The sequence below is a fragment of the Amycolatopsis anabasis genome, from assembly GCF_009765355.1.
GTDB lineage: Bacteria > Actinomycetota > Actinomycetes > Mycobacteriales > Pseudonocardiaceae > Amycolatopsis > Amycolatopsis anabasis.
The window spans coordinates 1-15,786 of the sequence record NZ_VTHK01000068.1 but is presented as its reverse complement, the minus strand read 5'-3'; the positions used below and the strand labels follow the sequence as shown (position 1 = coordinate 15,786).

Here is a 15,786-nt window from a genome sequence, read left to right as displayed (position 1 = left end):
GTGTGCGCAACACGAGAACGACGTTCGCAAACTGGGGCAGGTGCTCGCGTCCGACTCTTCGAAAGGTCTTTTCCGATGGAACAACGTCATCCGCGACGCTGGCTGATCCTGATCGTGCTGTGCCTCAGCACGCTGGTGCTGGTGATCGACAACATGGTGCTCACGGTCGCGGTCCCGCCGCTCGCCGAGGATCTCGGCGCCACCGCCCAGGACACCCAGTGGATCCTGGATTCCTACATCCTGGTCTTCGCCGGGCTCCTGCTCACCGCGGGCGGCCTGTCCGACCGGTTCGGCCGCCGGAAGATCATGATCATCGGGCTCGCGCTGTTCGGCGCGTCCTCCCTGCTGGCCACGTTCGCCGCGGACCCGGTGCAGCTCATCGTCGGCCGGGTCGTGATGGGCGTCGGCGGGGCCCTGGTGATGCCGAGCACGCTGTCGATCCTGATCACCGTGTTCGACGACGCCGAGCGGCGCAAGGCGATGGCCGCGTGGAGCGCGGTCGCCATGGTCGGCCTGGTCGGCGGCCCGGTCCTCGGTGGCGCGCTGATCGCGTGGTTCTGGTGGGGCGCGGTCTTCCTGATCAACGTCCCGATCGCGGTGCTCGCGATCATCGCGGCGCTGGTGCTGATGCCGGAATCCAAGGGACCCTGGCAGAAACCCGATCCGTTCGGCGCGATCCTGTCGGTGATCGGGATGACCGCACTGGTCGGGACCATCATCGAACTGCCCCGGAACGGCCTCACCCATCCCGGCACCCTGATCGCGGGGGCCGTGGCCGTGCTCGGCCTGGCGGGGTTCGTGTGCTGGGAGGCGCGCACGCCGTCGCCGATGGTGCCGCTGAAACTGTTCCGCGACCGCAACTTCAGCGGGGGCAGCCTTTCGCTCACCCTGGTGCAGATCGGCAACGGCGGCCTGCTGCTGGTGCTGACCCAGTTCCTGCAGTTCGTGCTCGGGTACTCGCCCACCCAGGCGGGCCTGGCGTTCATCCCGATGGCGGTGGCCTCGCTCGCGTTCAACACCCTCGGCGCCGCGCTGGGGCAGAAGGTCGGCAACCGGGCGTGCGCGGTCGTCGGGATGGTGCTGGTGGCGGCCGCGTTCGGCCTGCTGGCGACCGTTTCCGCCGAGGAGGGCTTCGCGATGCTGGCATTCGACCTGGCCCTGCTCGGCGCCGGAGCGGGCCTGGCGCAGCCCGCGGCGATCGCGGCGCTGATGGGCGCGGTGCCGCCCGAGCAGGCCGGGGTCGGTTCCGCGCTCAACGACACCATCCAGCAGATGGGCGCGGCGCTCGGCATCGCCGTCCTGGGCAGCGTGCTGTCCGGCAGCTTCGCCGCGGCCATGCCCGCGTCGACGCCCGAACCGGCCCGGCACTCCCTCCCCGACGCGCTCGTGGTGCCCGGGCTGGCCGAGACCGCCCGCGACGCCTTCACCTCCGCCCTGTCCACCACGTTCCTCGCCAGCGCCGGTGGCGTCCTGGTGGCCGCCGTGGTCGCCTTCGGGATGCTGCGGGATCGCAAGGCGGAAACTTCAGCGGAAGAGCGGCCCGCCCCGGTGCTGAGCAACTGACCACAGTGGACACCGGCCGTGGCGTGCGGAGTGCCCGCGCGCCACGGCCAAGATCGGTGATGCGGGGGATCGCGCCCGAATCGCTGCCCCATGGGGCGTATTCGGCGCCGGGCGCGGGCTCCTACCGTGGGCGGATGACCGGGAAGGCCGCCGATGTTCCGTCCTTCTCCTTTCCGTTGCCCCGGGCGCCGCTGGCGGGCGCGGTGACCAGGATCGGCAAGGTGTCGGTGGCGGTCCGGCTGGCCCTGGACGGGGTGCTGGACGTGACCTGCCCCGGCGGTCCCGACCGGGCCCGTGCGCTCGCCGCCCTCGACGCGCTGGCGTCCGGGGTTTTCGTGCAGGGCATGGCTTCCCCGGAGCCGCGGATCAGTTCCGATGCCGGGCACCGGTTCCGGCAGCTGCGTTCGGCCCACGAGCCGCCGTCGATCCTGGCCTTCGAAGGGGTCTGCCGAACCGATTTCGAACGGGCCCTCGACGGCGTCCGGATCCGGGTCACCGGCGAGGTGGACTACCGGCTCGAGGTCCACGCCACGCGGGAATCGGCCGACGGAACGGATTTCGGGAACGAACTCGCCTCGATCGGCGGGCTGGTGCTCATCGGCACCACGATCTCCGACCACCCGGAACTGCGGGACCGGCTCACCGCGAAGCCGTGACCGCCGGGGCGGCTGGTCCTGCCCCATCGGGCGCCCGCGATGCCCTGAAATTCGGCCGGGTTCGGCGGCACAGTCTTAAGCGCCCGAAGCGGTCGGAGAGTGAGGAGGCAGCCGATGAGCAACGTGCCACCCGGCGCGCAACGGTCGGCAGACGGCAACTACTGGTGGGACGGGACGCGGTGGCAGTTGGTGACTCCGCAGGAGGGCACCCGGGTCACCCCGCAGGCGGGGAGGCAGATCTCCGAGGACGGCAACTACTGGTGGGACGGCAGCCAGTGGCAGCCGATGCACGGCGCGGGTCACGGGGTCGCGGTCAACCTCGACCACTACCCGACCATCGCCAAGTGGGCGCGGGTGACCGCGACCGAGGAAGGCGCCAAGGAGCACTACGCGAGCCTGGGCGTCACGCAGAACGTCGCCGAACACGGCCGGCAGGCCACCGCCTAGTAAGGAGCAGAAGCCATGGCATGCCTGGACAAATTCCTCGCGGCGACCGCCGCCGGTGCGGCCTTCGCGGCGGCCGCCGCGGCGCTGACCGCCGAACTCGGCTCCGGCGTCGGCGCGGTCGCCGCGCCCGCGACGGTCAGCCTGGTGATCACCACCGGCCTGACCTTCGCCGCGGCCGAGGCGGCGCTGCACGAGTGCCTCAAGCATTCCGGCCTGTTCAGCCAGGCCGAGCAGATCCAGCGCGAAACCGACCAGCTCAACCGCGAACTCGAATCCCTCCGGCGGCTGGTGCCTGCTTGAGGTGGGGGTGGTGGCCGGTTGGGGTGGGGATGCCGAGTGCTGGGGGTCGTGAGTGTTCCGGCCGGTTCGCCCGGCCCGAAAGTGCGCGCGCTTTCGGGCCGGGCGGCGGGCCTGCCCCGGGCCGTCAAGGTCCTATCAAGGTCCTATTTGGACGGTGCTGGTGGCGACGATGGAGCTGGTGGGGGCCGGGGCGGGGTCGTTGCACGTGTTGACCGTGTCCCCGGCGCGCGCGGCGGGTTTGCCGTTGATCAGGACGGTCGCGCTGCCGCGGACCACGACGCCGGTGTTGGTCGGCGGGATCTGGAACGGTCCGCCCGGCGGGATGTGCGGCGGCGAATTCGTCGCCGTGCTGCCGACCGTGGCCGCCGGGGCGCCGCCGACCAGCACGTTCGGGCTGCACCCGCCGGTGAGGATCCCGTTGAACGGCAACGGGGTCGGCGTCGGCACCGGTCCGCCGGGCGTCGGGACCAGCACGATGTGGATATCGGTGCCGACCACCTGGTCACCCTGTTTCGCCGCCGGGCTCACGGCTCCTCCGGCGGCGGAATCCGTTGCCAGCGCCGGTTTCCGGCCGGGGTGAGCGGCCACTTCCGCGGTTTCGGCGGCACCTTCCGCCCGCTGCGCAGCGCCAGCTTCTCCGCGGGCTTCGCGAGGTCGGTCTCCGGTTCGGGCGGCATCGGCACGCTGACCGTGGCGACGAACGCGGCGCGCGCGGGCATGCCCAGGCTGCTCCACAGCTGTCCGGGTCCGGTGTCGGCCACCCGCAGCAGCACCGGCAGCCCGCCGTGGTCGAACTCCCCGTCGAAGCACGACTCCGGCACCGCGTCGGCGAAGACCATCACCCGCAACGCGTGGTCCAGCAACTCGTGCTCGCCGCGCACCTCCGGCGCCCGCGCGGTGACCAAATAGGACAGTTCGCAGCGGCGCACCGGATCGCTGCGCCGCACCACGGCGCCGCGCGCGTCCCGGACCTCCTGGGAGCCGGCTTCGCGACTGGCCCGGTCGTCGGCCAGCCCGAACAGGAACAGGTCCACCGCCCGCGCCGGGGTCTCGGTCTGCCACGTCGGTTTGGGCGGGTCGAGCCGCACCACCGTGCCCTGCGGCAGGTTCCTGCCCAGCAGCTGGCACAACGCGTCGTCGACCTGAGTGATCACGGTTCCAGGGTGTCGCGGCCGCCGGATCGGCAGAAGGACCCGGCGGCCGCCCGAAGGGGCGGTTCCGGCTGCCCGGCGCGCCGCCCCCGGCGGCGGTGCGGGACGGATCACCTGGTTGTCACCCTTTTTCCGCGGACCCGCTAGTCAAGGAGGCTTCCCGAGATGGCAAGCAGTTACCTCGCGCCCGGCGTCTACATGGAAGAGGTCGCCTCCGGCTCCCGGCCGATCGAGGCGGTCGGCACCGCGGTCGCCGCCTTCGTGGGCTTCGCCGAACGCGGTCCGCTGCACGAACCGGTCCTGGTGACCAACTGGACCCAGTTCAAGCAGACCTTCGGCGACTTCGTCGAGGGCTGCTACCTCGCCCACGCGGTGTACGGCTACTTCCTCAACGGCGGCGGCGTCGCCTACGTGGTCCGGGTCGGCGGCGCGAGCGGCAACGGCGACCAGCCCGCCGCCCTGCCGACCGCCGAACTGCCCGGCGGCCTGACCCTCTCGGCGCGGTCGGCGGCCAACGGGGACCTCTCGGTGGAGGTCGCCCCGGCGACCGAGGCGGCCGACGACACCTTCAAACTGGTGGTGCGCAAGGGCGGCGAACCGGTCGAGACGTTCGACAACCTCACCACCAAACGCGGGGCCGCCAACGTGGCCACCGTGCTGCGCCAGCAGTCCAAGCTGATCACGGTCGAGGAGACCAAGGGCAAGGCGCTGGCCGTCCCGCGCACCGGCCAGGTCGAACTGGCCGCGCCCGCCGCGGTGGCCGTCGACGCGCGGGACTACGTCGGCGATTCGGCCGACCGCACCGGATTCGGCGGCCTGGAGGCGGTCGACGAGGTCACCATGCTCGCGGTGCCGGACCTGATGGCCGCCTACCAGCGCGGCACGATGACCGCCGAGGACGTCAAGGCCGTGCAGCTCGGCATGATCGCGCACTGCGAGCTGATGAGCGACCGGGTGGCCATCCTGGACACTCCGCCGGGGCTGAACGCCCAGCAGGTCAAGGAATGGCGCGAGGACGTCACCGGCTACGACTCGAAGTACGCGGCGCTGTACTGGCCGTGGATCAAGGTCGCCGACCCGGTCGCCGGGACCCAGGTGTTCGTGCCGCCGAGCGGGCACCTGGCCGGGGTGTGGGCGCGCAACGACTCCTCCCGCGGGGTGCACAAGGCGCCCGCGAACGAGGTCGTGCGCGGCGCGGTGACCCTCGAGCTGAACATCACCAAGGGCGAACACGATCTGCTCAACCCGATCGCGGTGAACTGCCTGCGCTCCTTCCGCGGCCAGGGGATCCGGGTGTGGGGCGCGCGCACGCTGTCCAGCGATCCGGAATGGCGTTACCTCAACGTGCGCCGGCTGTTCAACTACGTCGAGAAATCAATCCTGCAGGGCACGAACTGGGTGGTGTTCGAACCGAACGACCCGAAGCTGTGGGATTCGGTGAAACGCACGGTGACCATGTTCCTGCGCCGGGTCTGGCGGGACGGCGCGCTGTTCGGGCGCACCCCGAACGAGGCGTTCTTCGTGAAATGCGACGAGGAGAACAACCCGCAGGAGAACCGGGACGCCGGAATCCTCACCGTCGAGATCGGGATCGCCCCGGTCAAACCGGCCGAATTCGTGGTGTTCCGCGTTTCCCAGTTCGCCGAAGGCGCCGGGCTCGAGGAATGACCGCTTCAAGGTAAAGGAGAAACACCATGGCAGGCGGGCTTGGCGCCGGTGACGCCCTCACCGCGTCCCGGTTCTCGATCACCATCGACGGTTACGAGATCGCGTCGTTCACCGAACTGCAGGGCATCACCACCGAGGTGAAACCGGTCGAGCTGATGGAGTCGACCGACAAGGAGGTCATCCTCAAGAAGCTCCCGGGCAAGGCCGAACCCGCGACGATCGTGCTCAAACGCGGCAAGAACAAGGGCATGGAGCTGTGGGCGTGGCACGAGGCCGTGCTCAACGGGGACATCGTCGCCGCGCGCAAGAGCTGCTCGCTGGTGATGTACGCGACCGACGGCAGCCCGGTGGCCCGGTACCACCTGGAGAACGCGTGGCCGTCCAAACTGGAGATCGGCGCGCTGAAGGCGTCGGCCAACGAGGTGCTCACCGAGAGCGTCACGATCGTGTCCGAGCGGATCCAGCGGGTGTCCGCGTGACGGCCGCCCTGGAAACCGGTCTGCGCACGGAATACCCGTTCACGCTGCCGCGCGGGTACGTCGACGAGCACGGGACCGTGCACCGCGAGGGCGTGATGCGGCTGGCCACCGCGCGGGACGAGATCACCGCGCAGTCCGATCAGCGGGGCAAGCAGAACCCGGCCTACCTGACCGTGCTGCTGCTCGAGCGCACGGTCACCGCGCTGGGCGGCCTCGGGGGAGTGGACACGTTCGTCATCGAGAACCTGTTCGCCTCGGACCTGGCCTTCCTGCAGGACCTCTACCGCCGGATCAACGCCGACGGGCACACCGAGGTCTCGGTCGACTGCCCGCACTGCGGCGCCGGGTTCGCGGTCGACGTGGCCGGTGATGCGCCGGGGGGATCCTGACGTACGCGGCCGACCGCCTCTGGGAAGAGGTCGCGTACCTGGCTTATTACCTGCACTGGAGTTTCGACGAGATCCTCGGCCTCGAGCATCCCGCCCGCGAGCGGATCATCGCCGAGGTCGGCACCATTCACGCCCGCTACGCGCGAGAAGGCCCGTAGCAGAACCGAACGGGGAACCGGATGCGCTGGCCGTTTCGCCGCAAGGGCGCCAAGAACGCCCCTGTCGCCGTCGTCGGGGGACGGCGACAGTGGGCGAGCCTCGCCCCGCTGCGCCCGGTGCTGCGGTCGGCCGCCCCGCTGACCACCGGCCCGCCCGGGATCGCGCCCCCGCTCCCGGGCGCCCGGCCCGGCACGGCCCCGGAGGTCGAGGTTCCCCGCGGGCAGGTGGCGGGGCTCGCCGAGATCCGGCACGCGCCGCGGCCGGAACCGGTCGACGTGGTCTCGTTGCCGAAACTGGCGCGCGGGGTGCGCCGCCGGGCCGCGGTACGTCCGGTGGCCCTGCGGCATCCGGAGCTGACCAAGGCGGTCGGCGAATACGTCGGCCCGGCCCGGGAACCGGCCGTGCCGTACCGCGCGCCCGCCTGGCTGCGGTACGCCGAGGCCGCCCAGCCGCTGCCCGCTCCGGAACCACCGGACTTCCGCGAGCCATCTACTGTGGACAAACCAGTCGTTTCGCCGCCTGCCGCGACCCCGGAGCAGGCTCCGGTGAAACCGCGCCGCCGGGCGAACCTCGGCCAGACCCGGCGGCTCGGCCTCGGCCCGCCGCGCTCCCGTCCGGTCCAGGAGCCGCCCGCCGAACCGCAACCTCCCGCGGAACCGCAAGCGGCTGCCGCACTGGAACCGGCTGCCGCGCCGGAGCCGGTCGCGTCGAGCGGGGCGGACAACCCGGACAGCCCGGACAACACCGAGGACGAGCCGGAACGGCCCGAACCACGGGACCTTTCGCCGCCACCACCGGTGCCGCCGATGCCGCCCGCGATCGCCGGGCCACCCCTCGACCTCGCCGAAGCGGTGCGCCGCAGCCTCGGCGTGGACGTTTCCGACGTCCCGGTCCACCGCGGCCCGGCGGCCGAGGCGCAGGTGCGTCCGCGCCGCGCCCGCGCGGTGACTCGGGCGGGCCGGGTGTACCTGCCCGACGCGGCCGGACCCGTCGAGTCGAAACGCGCGCGGGGCCTGCTCGCGCACGAGCTCGTGCACGCCGCCCAGCAGCGCCGCCTCGGCTCGAGCATGCCGCCACCGGGCTCACCGCTCGGTCGCGCGCTGGAGGCGCAGGCGGTCGCCGCCGAGGCAGCTCCCGGTCTCCCGGTGTCCACAGTGGAAGAACTGCCGCCGTTGATCCACCCGGCGGTTCCGCACGACGTGGTGCAGGACGCGCCGCTGGAACGCGCACCGGAAACGCCGAACCTCACCCCGCCGGTGCGGCAGGAGGTGGGCCAGATCGCCGAGCATTCGGCGCGCCGGGTGATCCACGAGTGGACCAATCCCGCGCTCACCCAACAGCAACCCGCGCAACAGCAAGCCGCGCAGCCGACGGTCCAGCAGCGGCTGTCCGCCCTGCTCGGCGGGGATGCCGCCCTCTTCGGCGGTGTCCGCTTGGCCGGGCAAGGTCAGCCGCAGCCCGCGTCGCCACCCGGTCGGCCGATCTCCGCGGCCAACTACTCCACAGTGGACTGGAGCCAGCGGCAGCGGGAACTCGAAGACGACCGCCTGCGCGCGATCAACATGGACCGGGCCAGCCGCGTCGAGGAGCCGAAGGCCGCGCTCGACCTGGCCGAGGTCGACGAGGTCCGCGCGATCGTGCACCGCGAAGCCAGCCGCGGCGGCCCGCCCGGTCAACCGAGCGCGCCCGGCCAAACCGCCGAACGGCCCCGGCCGTGGTGGACCGGTTTCGGCGGCGACTTCGGCGGGATCGCCGGATCGATCGAGTTCGCCCGCCGCCAGGACGCGCGGCAGCAGGCCGCACAACAGCCCCGGACGCCGTCGCCGGGCGCCGCCGGAACGGGGCAGCAGCCTGCCGCATTCGCGAGCCCCGCGGCCATCCGCCCGGCCGAGGACACCGGCCGCCCGGCGAGCGGGCCGAGGTCCGTCGCCACCGACCAGCTCGACCTCGAGGACCTGGCCACCCGGATCTACGACCGGCTGCGCACCCGCCTGCGCACCGAACTGCTCGTCGACCGGGAGCGCGCCGGGCTGCTCGCCGACTTTCGTTAGGAGGAAACACAGATGCCGCTGAACGACTCGACCAAGGTCGCGATGGCGAACCGGTTCAAGGTGACCATGACCGGGAAGTCGGAGTACGACCTGGGCAGCTGGGCGAAGGTGGAGGGCCTGGACGTCACCTGGGAGGTCGCCGAGTACCGCGCGGGCGACGCCGGGAACGACCGCTGGTACTTCCCCGGGAACACCAAGTACACCAACGTGAAGCTGTCCCGCGCGGTCTCCGACGAGACGCAGAAGGTCAAGCAGTGGCTGGACAAGACGTCCTTCGAGACCGAACTGTTCGTCGCCACGGTCGCCCTGTTCACCATCGACTACACGAGCCCGCTCAGCGACTGGGAACTGCGGGACGTGATGCCGGTGAAGTGGTCGATCACCGGGATGGACGCCGGGGCCAGCCAGGTCGCGCTGGAAACCCTCGAACTGGCGCACCGGGGTTTCCTGAACGACCAGAAGCAGGTCTGAGCGATGCCGCTGAGCCTCAACGCGTTACTCGGCCTGACCACCCGGTTCACCGTCGTGGTGGACGGGATGGACCTCGGCGGCTGGGGGCACTGCCACGGGCTGAGCGTCGACTTCAAGTACGAGGCGGTGGAGGACGGCGGCAACTACGAGCACGTGACGATCCTGCCGAACCGCTTGGAGTACAAGACGATCACGCTGAAACGGGCGATGAACGCGCAGGACTCGATGAAGGTGCAGAACTGGCTGCGGCAGCAGGTTTCCCGGTGGGTCAACGCCCGCACGGCCCCGGTCGGCGGCACCGCGCAGATCACCCTGCTCGACTCGCGGGCCAATCCGGTGACCAGCTGGCAGCTGCGCAACGTCTACCCGGCCAGATGGGACGGTCCGGAACTGGACGCCAGCACGGCCGGGATCGCCATGGAGACCTTGGAACTCGTGCACGAGGGGTTCCTGTGAGGGAGGGGTCATGACCGCATCCGTGCACACCGCCGCGGCCGCGCCGCCGGTCGGCGCGGTGCCCGCCGCGGTGCCGATCGCCAAATCCGGCGCGCGGGTGCCCGCGATGTTGCGCTGCCTCGACGTCACCGCGCTCGGGGTGGTGCTGTTCGAGTTCAACCCCAAGGAGATCTCGTTCCAGCGCACGGCTTCGGTCGGCAGTTACCCCTCGATGGGGCCGCAGGCGGGCACGCCCGGAGGCGCCAGCCCACCGGTCACCCGGCGGGTGCCCGGTTCGCAGATCCGGTTGCAGGGCGTGGTCTTCCAGGGCCTGGACACCAAGTCCCGGTGCGACACGCTGCTCACCTGGATGAGCCCGTCGACCGGGTTCCTGGGCCAGCTGATGGCCCTGGCCGGGGTGAACCTGGCCACCGATCCGCCGGACCTGACGTTCCAGTGGGGCCCGCCGATGATCGGGTTCATGTACTCGGTGAAGCTCACCGGCTGCGACATCCGGTACAAGCGGTTCACCCCGGAAGGCATCCCGATCCGCGCGCACGTCAACCTGACGCTCACCGAGTCGCCGAGCCTGCTCGCCACGCTGCCCACCAACCCGACCTCGGGCGGGCTGCCGGGCAGGCGCGCGCACACCGTGGCCCTGGGCGAGACGCTGCCGTCCATCGCCAACGTCCACTATGGACGGCCGGGTCTGTGGCGCCGCATCGCCGAGATCAACGGCATCACCGATCCGGCGCGGCTGCGCCCCGGGACGACGGTGTACCTGCCCAACCCCGAGGAACTGCGATGACCGGCCTGCTGCCCGCCCCCTCCGGCGCGGTCGTCGCGCCGACGATCAAGGTCGGCTCGGGCGTGCCGTTGCCGCTGTCCCCGACGGTGAGCCCGAAGCTGATCCGCGCGGTGGTGGACACCCACCTGCACCTGCCGGACATGTTCGAACTCACCTTCCTCGACCAGACCGGCGGGCTGATCGCCGAGGCGGGCCTGAACATCGGCGCGAAGGTCGAGATCGAGGCGGGCCGCGCGGGGGAGAAGTCGACCGAGACGCTGATCTCCGGCGAGGTGACCTCGATCGAGGCGATCTGCGTGGACGCGACGATCCGGACCGTCGTGCGGGGCTACGAGAAGGCGCACCGGCTGCAGCGCGCGCGGCGCACCCGGACCTTCCGCAACATGAAGGATTCCGATATCGCCGCGCAGATCGCCCGGGAGGCGGGCCTGCGCACCGGCACGATCGACGCCACGAAGACCACGCACGACCACCTCGCCCAGATCGCGCAGACGGACTGGGAGTTCCTCACCCAGCGGGCCCGCGAGATCGGCTACGAAATCGGTGTCCAGCAAGGGAAGCTGTTCTTCCGTCGGGGCGCCGGGCGCCCGGCCGACGACGGACCGCTGGGCGCGGTCGCCGCCGCGGCCGGGGACCTGCTCGGCCTCGGGTCCACGCTGCGGTTCAAGGCGAACCTGCTGACCTTCCTGCCCCGGGTGTCCGCGGCCAACCTCACCCCGGACGTCGAGGTCCGGGTCTGGGACGCGGGCGCCTCGCGGGTCGCCGTGGGCAGCTCGCCCGCGGCCACCGGAACGGCGAAGATCGAGGGCCAGGATCCGGCGCGCCTGGCGAACTCGTTCACCGACGGTTTCCTGCCCTCGCCGCCGTCCCCGCCCGCGCTGCCGCCGATCCTCGGCCTGCCGAAGATCGACTTCGGCACCCGGCCGAGCGACACCGCACACGTGGTCGTCGACCGTCCACTCGCGACCGGATCGAACGCGGACACCGCGGCGACCGAGGCCGCCAAGGGCATCGCCGACCACATCGCCAGCACGTTCGCCGAAGCCGAGGGCGACGCGGTGGGCGACCCCGGGATCCAGGCGGGGGCCCAAATCAAGATCGAAGGGGTGCCCGAGATCTTCGCCGGGAAGTGGACGGTGACGAACGCGCGGCACGTGTTCGATCCGGAGGAACTGGGCTACCACACCAGGTTCTGGGTCAGCGGGCGGCAGGACCGGTCGCTGCTGCGGCTCGCCTCCCCGGCCACCGCACGGCATTCCGCGCTGGACGGGCTGGTCTGCGGCGTGGTCACCAACACCGCCGATCCGGAGAAGCAGGGCCGGGTCAAGGTCGCGCTGCCGTGGCTCGCGCCGAACTACGAATCGGACTGGGCCCGGGTCGCGCAGGCCGGTGCCGGGCGGCGCAGCGGTGCGCTGTTCCTGCCCGAGGTCGGCGACGAGGTGCTGATCGGGTTCGAGTTCGGCGACGCGCGAAGGCCCTATGTGCTGGGCGGGCTGATCAACGAGGGCACCGGGTTCGAGCCGGTGAAATCGGCGGTCAACGGTTCGGGGACGGTCACCCAGCGCGGGCTCACCAGCCCGGCGGGCAACCGGCTCCGGTTCACCGACGAACTGCTGCCCGGCCCCGCGGCCGCGCCGGTGTCGTCGTCGATCGTGCTCGGCACGGCCGACGACAACCTGAGCCTGAGCATCGACCAGGTCGCCGGGAAGGTCACGCTGACCTGCAAGCCTTCGCCTCCGGCGAGCAAGAACCCGGCGGGTTCGCTGACCATCGACTGCTCGGGCGCGGGGTCGATCTCGATCAAGGGCGGGGTCGGCGGGGTCAAGGTGGAAAGCGACGGGCGCCTCGAACTGTCCGGCAAGGCGGGCGTGCAGATCTCCAGCCCCGCGCTGGTCGAGGTCTCCGGCTCGCTGATCAAGCTGAACTAGGGGGCGGATGTGGGACCGGATTTCACCGGCGCGGGATGGGCTTTCCCGCTCGGCGTGAGCCCGCAGGGCGGGATCGCGCTGGCCCGCCGCGAGGCCGAACTGGAACAGGCGATGCGGCTGATCCTGGCCACCTACCCCGGGGAACGGCCGATGCGGCCCGAATTCGGCTGCCGCCTGCGCGACTACGTGTTCCGTCCGTCCACAGTGGAAACAGCCGCCGAACTCTCGCACGAGGTCCGGCACGCGCTGCTGCGCTGGGAGCCGCGGGTGGACATCGAATCGGTGCAGGTGAGCCCCGCGCCCGACGAGGACTGCGTGCTCTACATCGACATCCAGTACCGGCCGAAGGATGCCAACGACCGGCGCAACCTGGTCTTCCCGTTCTACACGATTCCCGAGGATGGGAGTGACTACTGATGGTGCTCCCGGTGCCGAACCTGGACGACCGCCGGTTCCAGGACCTGGTGGACGACGCCAAGCGCATGGTGATGCGCCGGTGTCCGGAATGGACGGACCACAACGTCTCCGATCCCGGGGTGACGCTGATCGAGACGTTCGCGTTCATGACCGATCAGCTGCTGTACCGGCTGAACCAGGTGCCCGACCGGCTCTACGTCAAGTTCCTCGAACTGATCGGCCTGCGGCTGATCCCGCCCGCCCCGGCGCGGGCGGCGGTGACGTTCTGGCTGTCCGCGCCCGCGGTCACCGCCGTCGGCGTCGCGGGCGGGACGACCGTGGCGACCCCGCGCACCGAATCCGACGAGTCGATCGCGTTCACCACGGTCGAGGACCTGACGATCGCGCCGTGCGCGCTGCGCCGCGTGGCCACCCAGCAGGCCGACGAGGAAGGTCCGTTCGACCGCACCGACGAGCTGAAGGTCGGCACGTCGTTCGCCGCGTTCTCGGCCGTGCCGCGGGTCGGGGACGTGCTGCTGGTGGGGCTGACCAATCCGGTGCCGGACTGCGTGGTGCGGCTGGACTTCGATTGCCGGGTCGAGGGCGTCGGCGTGCATCCCGACCACCCGCCGCTGGTGTGGGAGGCGTGGAACGGCCGGGAGTGGGCGCCGTGCCGGGTCAGCGAGGACGGCACCGGCGCGCTGAACATCGCGGGCGGGGTGCTGGTGCACGTGCCCGGCGACCACGACACCGCGGTGCTCGGCGGCGAGGCCGCGGGCTGGCTGCGGGCCCGGGTGGTCGAGGTCGGCGCGGACTTCCCGCGCTACCACAGCTCGCCGATCGTGTCCGGGCTCGCGGCCAGCACGGTCGGCGGCACGACCGAGGCGATCCACGCGGACATCGTGGACGCCGAGGTGCTCGGCGTTTCCGAGGGCGTGCCGGGGCAGCAGTTCCCGGTGGCCCGGACGCCGGTGCTGCTCGGGGCGAGCGCGGCGACGCTGGAGACGACCTCGGAACGCGGCTGGGAGGAGTGGACGCAGGTGCACCACTTCGCCGGGAGCGGACCGGACGACCGGCACTTCGTGCTGGACGCCGTGACCGGGACCGTCCACTTCGGACCCGCGATCCGGGAGCCGTCCGGCGAGTTCCGGCGGTACGGCGCGGTGCCGGAGCACCAGGCGACGATCCGGTTGCGGCGGTACGCCAGCGGCGGCGGGCGGCGGGGGAACGTGGGGCCCGGCGCGATCCGCACGCTCAAATCGTCGATTCCGTTCGTGGCGCGGGTGGAGAACCTGGACGCGGCGCAGGGCGGGGTGGACGGCGAGACCATCGACCAGGCCAAGGAACGCGGCCCGATCCTGCTGCGGACCCGGAGCCGGGCGGTCACCGCGGAGGACTACGAGGCGATCACCCGGGAGATCGCGCCCGAGATCGCGCGGGTCCGGTGCGTCACCGCGGGGGAGGACGAGGTGGCCGCCGGTTGCCTGCGCGTGCTGGTGGTTCCGGCCGCGGCGCAGGAGGCCGGGCGGATCGACTTCGCCGAACTCGTGCCCGAGGACGAGACGCTGCGCCGGATCGCCGAGCACCTGGACGGGGTGCGGCTGATCGGCACCCGGGTGCTGGTGTCGCCGCCGCGCTACCGCGGGCTGACCGTGGTGGCCCGGCTCGTCGCGCGGCCGCGGGTGGATCTCGCGCGGGTGCGCGCCGACGCGCTGGAGGCGTTGTACCGCGCGTTCAACCCGATCAGCGGGGGAGCGGACGGGGCGGGCTGGCCGTTCGGGCGCCCGGTGCAGGCCGGGGACGTGCACGCGTTGCTGCAGGGCGTGCGCGGGGTGGACCTGGTGGAGGACGTCCGGTTGTTCGGCGCGAACCCGGTGACCGGGGAACGCGGCGAGGAGACCCGGCGGCTCGAAGTGGAACCGCACAGCCTGGTGTTCTCCTACGAGCACCAGGTGCGGGTGGAGGAGAGCTGATGCGTGGAACCGTGCCCGGGTTGCCCACCGCGACCCCGTTGATCGAACTCCTGCCCGCGGTGTACCAGGAGGATCCGTTCGCCGACCGGTTCGTCGCCGGATTCGACGACGTGCTCGCCCCGGTTTTGTCCACAATGGACTGTCTGGTGGACTACCTGGATCCGCGGCTGGCGCCGGAGGACTTCCTGGACTGGCTGGCGTCCTGGGTGGGCGTGGCCTTCGACGAGGGCTGGCCGGTCGAACGCCGCCGGGCGGTGGTCGCCGGCGCGGTCGAGGTGTACCGCCTGCGCGGCACGGTTTCCGGGCTGCGCAGGCATTTGGCGATGCTGACCGGCGGCCGGGTCGAGATCACCGACAGCGGCGGGGTTTCCTGGTCGGCCCGGCCGGACGCGCCGCCACCGGGCGAGGACAGCCCCCGGCTCGCGGTGCGGGTGACCGTGCCGGAGCCCGCGGCCGTTCCGGCGGGCGCGCTGGACGCCGCGGTCGCCGCCGCGAAACCGGCCCACGTCGTGCACCGAGTGGAGGTGTGTGCGGGATGATCGTGTGCAGGAGTTGTGGCTTCCACAACAAGCAGACCGACGCGTTCTGCGGATCGTGCGGCGGATTCCTGGAGTGGACGGGGGAGAAGCTCGCCCCGCCGCCCAAACCCGCCGCGCCGCCCGAACCCGAACCGGAACCCGAGCGCCGCCGCGGCCTGTGGGAACGCGTGCAGGCCCTGCTCTACGTGGACGTGGACCGCGGCACCCCGGTCCGCTCCGGCGCCGGAACCACCCCGAAGCCCCCGAGCGCACCCCCACCGCCGCCGCCCCCGCCAGGCATGCCGCCACCCCCGCCACCTCCGCCCGGGGCACCGCCCCCGCCGCCCAGTGCGCCGCCGCCCGGAACGCCACCCCCGCCGCCCGGAACGCCGCC

At 71.8% G+C, this 15,786-nt stretch carries 18 protein-coding genes and 1 pseudogene; 17 read left to right on the top strand and 2 right to left on the bottom strand.

Annotated elements, in window-relative coordinates; all coding sequences use genetic code 11:
* Positions 1-75 precede the first annotated feature (75 nt).
* The 4 genes from FXO23_RS44125 (at position 76) to FXO23_RS44110 (ending at position 2,966) form a co-directional block, all read left to right on the top strand.
* Entirely contained in the window at positions 76-1,563 is a 1,488-nt protein-coding gene (locus FXO23_RS44125; RefSeq protein ID WP_158893788.1) for an MFS transporter, read from the top strand.
* A 134-nt stretch (positions 1,564-1,697) separates the two neighbouring features.
* Positions 1,698-2,219, top strand: a complete 522-nt coding sequence (locus FXO23_RS44120; protein ID WP_158893785.1) for a hypothetical protein — start codon at positions 1,698-1,700, stop codon at positions 2,217-2,219.
* 114 nt (positions 2,220-2,333) lie between these two features.
* Positions 2,334-2,666 carry a hypothetical protein gene (locus tag FXO23_RS44115; RefSeq protein ID WP_158893784.1) on the top strand — a complete coding sequence of 111 codons (333 nt, stop codon included), beginning with the start codon at positions 2,334-2,336 and terminating at the stop codon, positions 2,664-2,666.
* A 15-nt stretch (positions 2,667-2,681) separates the two neighbouring features.
* The gene (locus FXO23_RS44110; RefSeq protein ID WP_158893782.1) at positions 2,682-2,966 is read left to right on the top strand and encodes a hypothetical protein; all 285 of its coding nucleotides are present in this window, start codon (positions 2,682-2,684) and stop codon (positions 2,964-2,966) included.
* Between the two features lie 135 nt (positions 2,967-3,101).
* Here FXO23_RS44110 and FXO23_RS44105 read toward each other — a convergent pair whose 3' ends face one another.
* Together FXO23_RS44105 and FXO23_RS44100 are read right to left on the bottom strand one after the other, a co-directional pair.
* Entirely contained in the window at positions 3,102-3,494 is a 393-nt protein-coding gene (locus FXO23_RS44105; RefSeq protein ID WP_158893780.1) for a PAAR domain-containing protein, read from the bottom strand.
* Positions 3,491-4,120 carry a Pvc16 family protein gene (locus tag FXO23_RS44100; RefSeq protein WP_158893778.1) on the bottom strand — a complete coding sequence of 210 codons (630 nt, stop codon included), beginning with the start codon at positions 4,118-4,120 and terminating at the stop codon, positions 3,491-3,493. The genes FXO23_RS44105 and FXO23_RS44100 overlap by 4 nt, the downstream gene beginning before the upstream one ends.
* A 162-nt stretch (positions 4,121-4,282) precedes the next feature.
* Between FXO23_RS44100 and FXO23_RS44095 the strand changes: the two genes are divergently transcribed.
* The 13 genes and pseudogenes from FXO23_RS44095 to FXO23_RS44040 all read left to right on the top strand — a co-directional run.
* Positions 4,283-5,785 (top strand): phage tail sheath family protein, encoded by a 1,503-nt coding sequence (locus FXO23_RS44095; RefSeq protein WP_158893776.1) that lies wholly within the window; start codon positions 4,283-4,285, stop codon positions 5,783-5,785.
* Between the two features lie 26 nt (positions 5,786-5,811).
* Entirely contained in the window at positions 5,812-6,264 is a 453-nt protein-coding gene (locus FXO23_RS44090; protein ID WP_158893774.1) for a phage tail protein, read from the top strand.
* Positions 6,261-6,653 (top strand): phage tail assembly protein, encoded by a 393-nt coding sequence (locus FXO23_RS44085; protein WP_158893772.1) that lies wholly within the window; start codon positions 6,261-6,263, stop codon positions 6,651-6,653. The genes FXO23_RS44090 and FXO23_RS44085 overlap by 4 nt, the downstream gene beginning before the upstream one ends.
* Complete coding sequence (locus FXO23_RS52575; RefSeq protein WP_343034587.1) at positions 6,647-6,811, top strand: DUF6760 family protein; 165 nt, start codon at positions 6,647-6,649, stop codon at positions 6,809-6,811. Before FXO23_RS44085 ends, FXO23_RS52575 begins: the two co-directional genes overlap by 7 nt.
* Positions 6,812-6,832: 21 nt before the next feature.
* Positions 6,833-8,863: an eCIS core domain-containing protein gene (locus FXO23_RS44080; protein ID WP_158893770.1), complete on the top strand. Its 2,031-nt coding sequence runs from the start codon at positions 6,833-6,835 to the stop codon at positions 8,861-8,863.
* A gap of 12 nt (positions 8,864-8,875) precedes the next feature.
* Positions 8,876-9,334, top strand: a complete 459-nt coding sequence (locus FXO23_RS44075; protein ID WP_158893768.1) for a phage tail protein — start codon at positions 8,876-8,878, stop codon at positions 9,332-9,334.
* A gap of 3 nt (positions 9,335-9,337) precedes the next feature.
* Positions 9,338-9,790 (top strand): phage tail protein, encoded by a 453-nt coding sequence (locus tag FXO23_RS44070; RefSeq protein WP_158893766.1) that lies wholly within the window; start codon positions 9,338-9,340, stop codon positions 9,788-9,790.
* 10 nt (positions 9,791-9,800) lie between these two features.
* Positions 9,801-10,577, top strand: a complete 777-nt coding sequence (locus FXO23_RS44065) for a LysM peptidoglycan-binding domain-containing protein (protein WP_158893764.1) — start codon at positions 9,801-9,803, stop codon at positions 10,575-10,577.
* Complete coding sequence (locus FXO23_RS44060; RefSeq protein ID WP_158893762.1) at positions 10,574-12,505, top strand: phage baseplate assembly protein V; 1,932 nt, start codon at positions 10,574-10,576, stop codon at positions 12,503-12,505. The genes FXO23_RS44065 and FXO23_RS44060 overlap by 4 nt, the downstream gene beginning before the upstream one ends.
* Before the next feature lie 9 nt (positions 12,506-12,514).
* On the top strand, positions 12,515-12,922 hold the full coding sequence (locus FXO23_RS44055) for a GPW/gp25 family protein (protein WP_158893760.1): 408 nt from the start codon (positions 12,515-12,517) through the stop codon (positions 12,920-12,922).
* Complete coding sequence (locus tag FXO23_RS44050) at positions 12,922-14,874, top strand: putative baseplate assembly protein (RefSeq protein ID WP_158893759.1); 1,953 nt, start codon at positions 12,922-12,924, stop codon at positions 14,872-14,874. The genes FXO23_RS44055 and FXO23_RS44050 overlap by 1 nt, the downstream gene beginning before the upstream one ends.
* The gene (locus FXO23_RS44045) at positions 14,874-15,413 is read left to right on the top strand and encodes a phage tail protein I (RefSeq protein WP_218952343.1); all 540 of its coding nucleotides are present in this window, start codon (positions 14,874-14,876) and stop codon (positions 15,411-15,413) included. The genes FXO23_RS44050 and FXO23_RS44045 overlap by 1 nt, the downstream gene beginning before the upstream one ends.
* Positions 15,410-15,786, top strand: a pseudogene (locus FXO23_RS44040) (hypothetical protein); the annotation flags it as partial. The gene FXO23_RS44045 and the pseudogene FXO23_RS44040, both read left to right, overlap by 4 nt.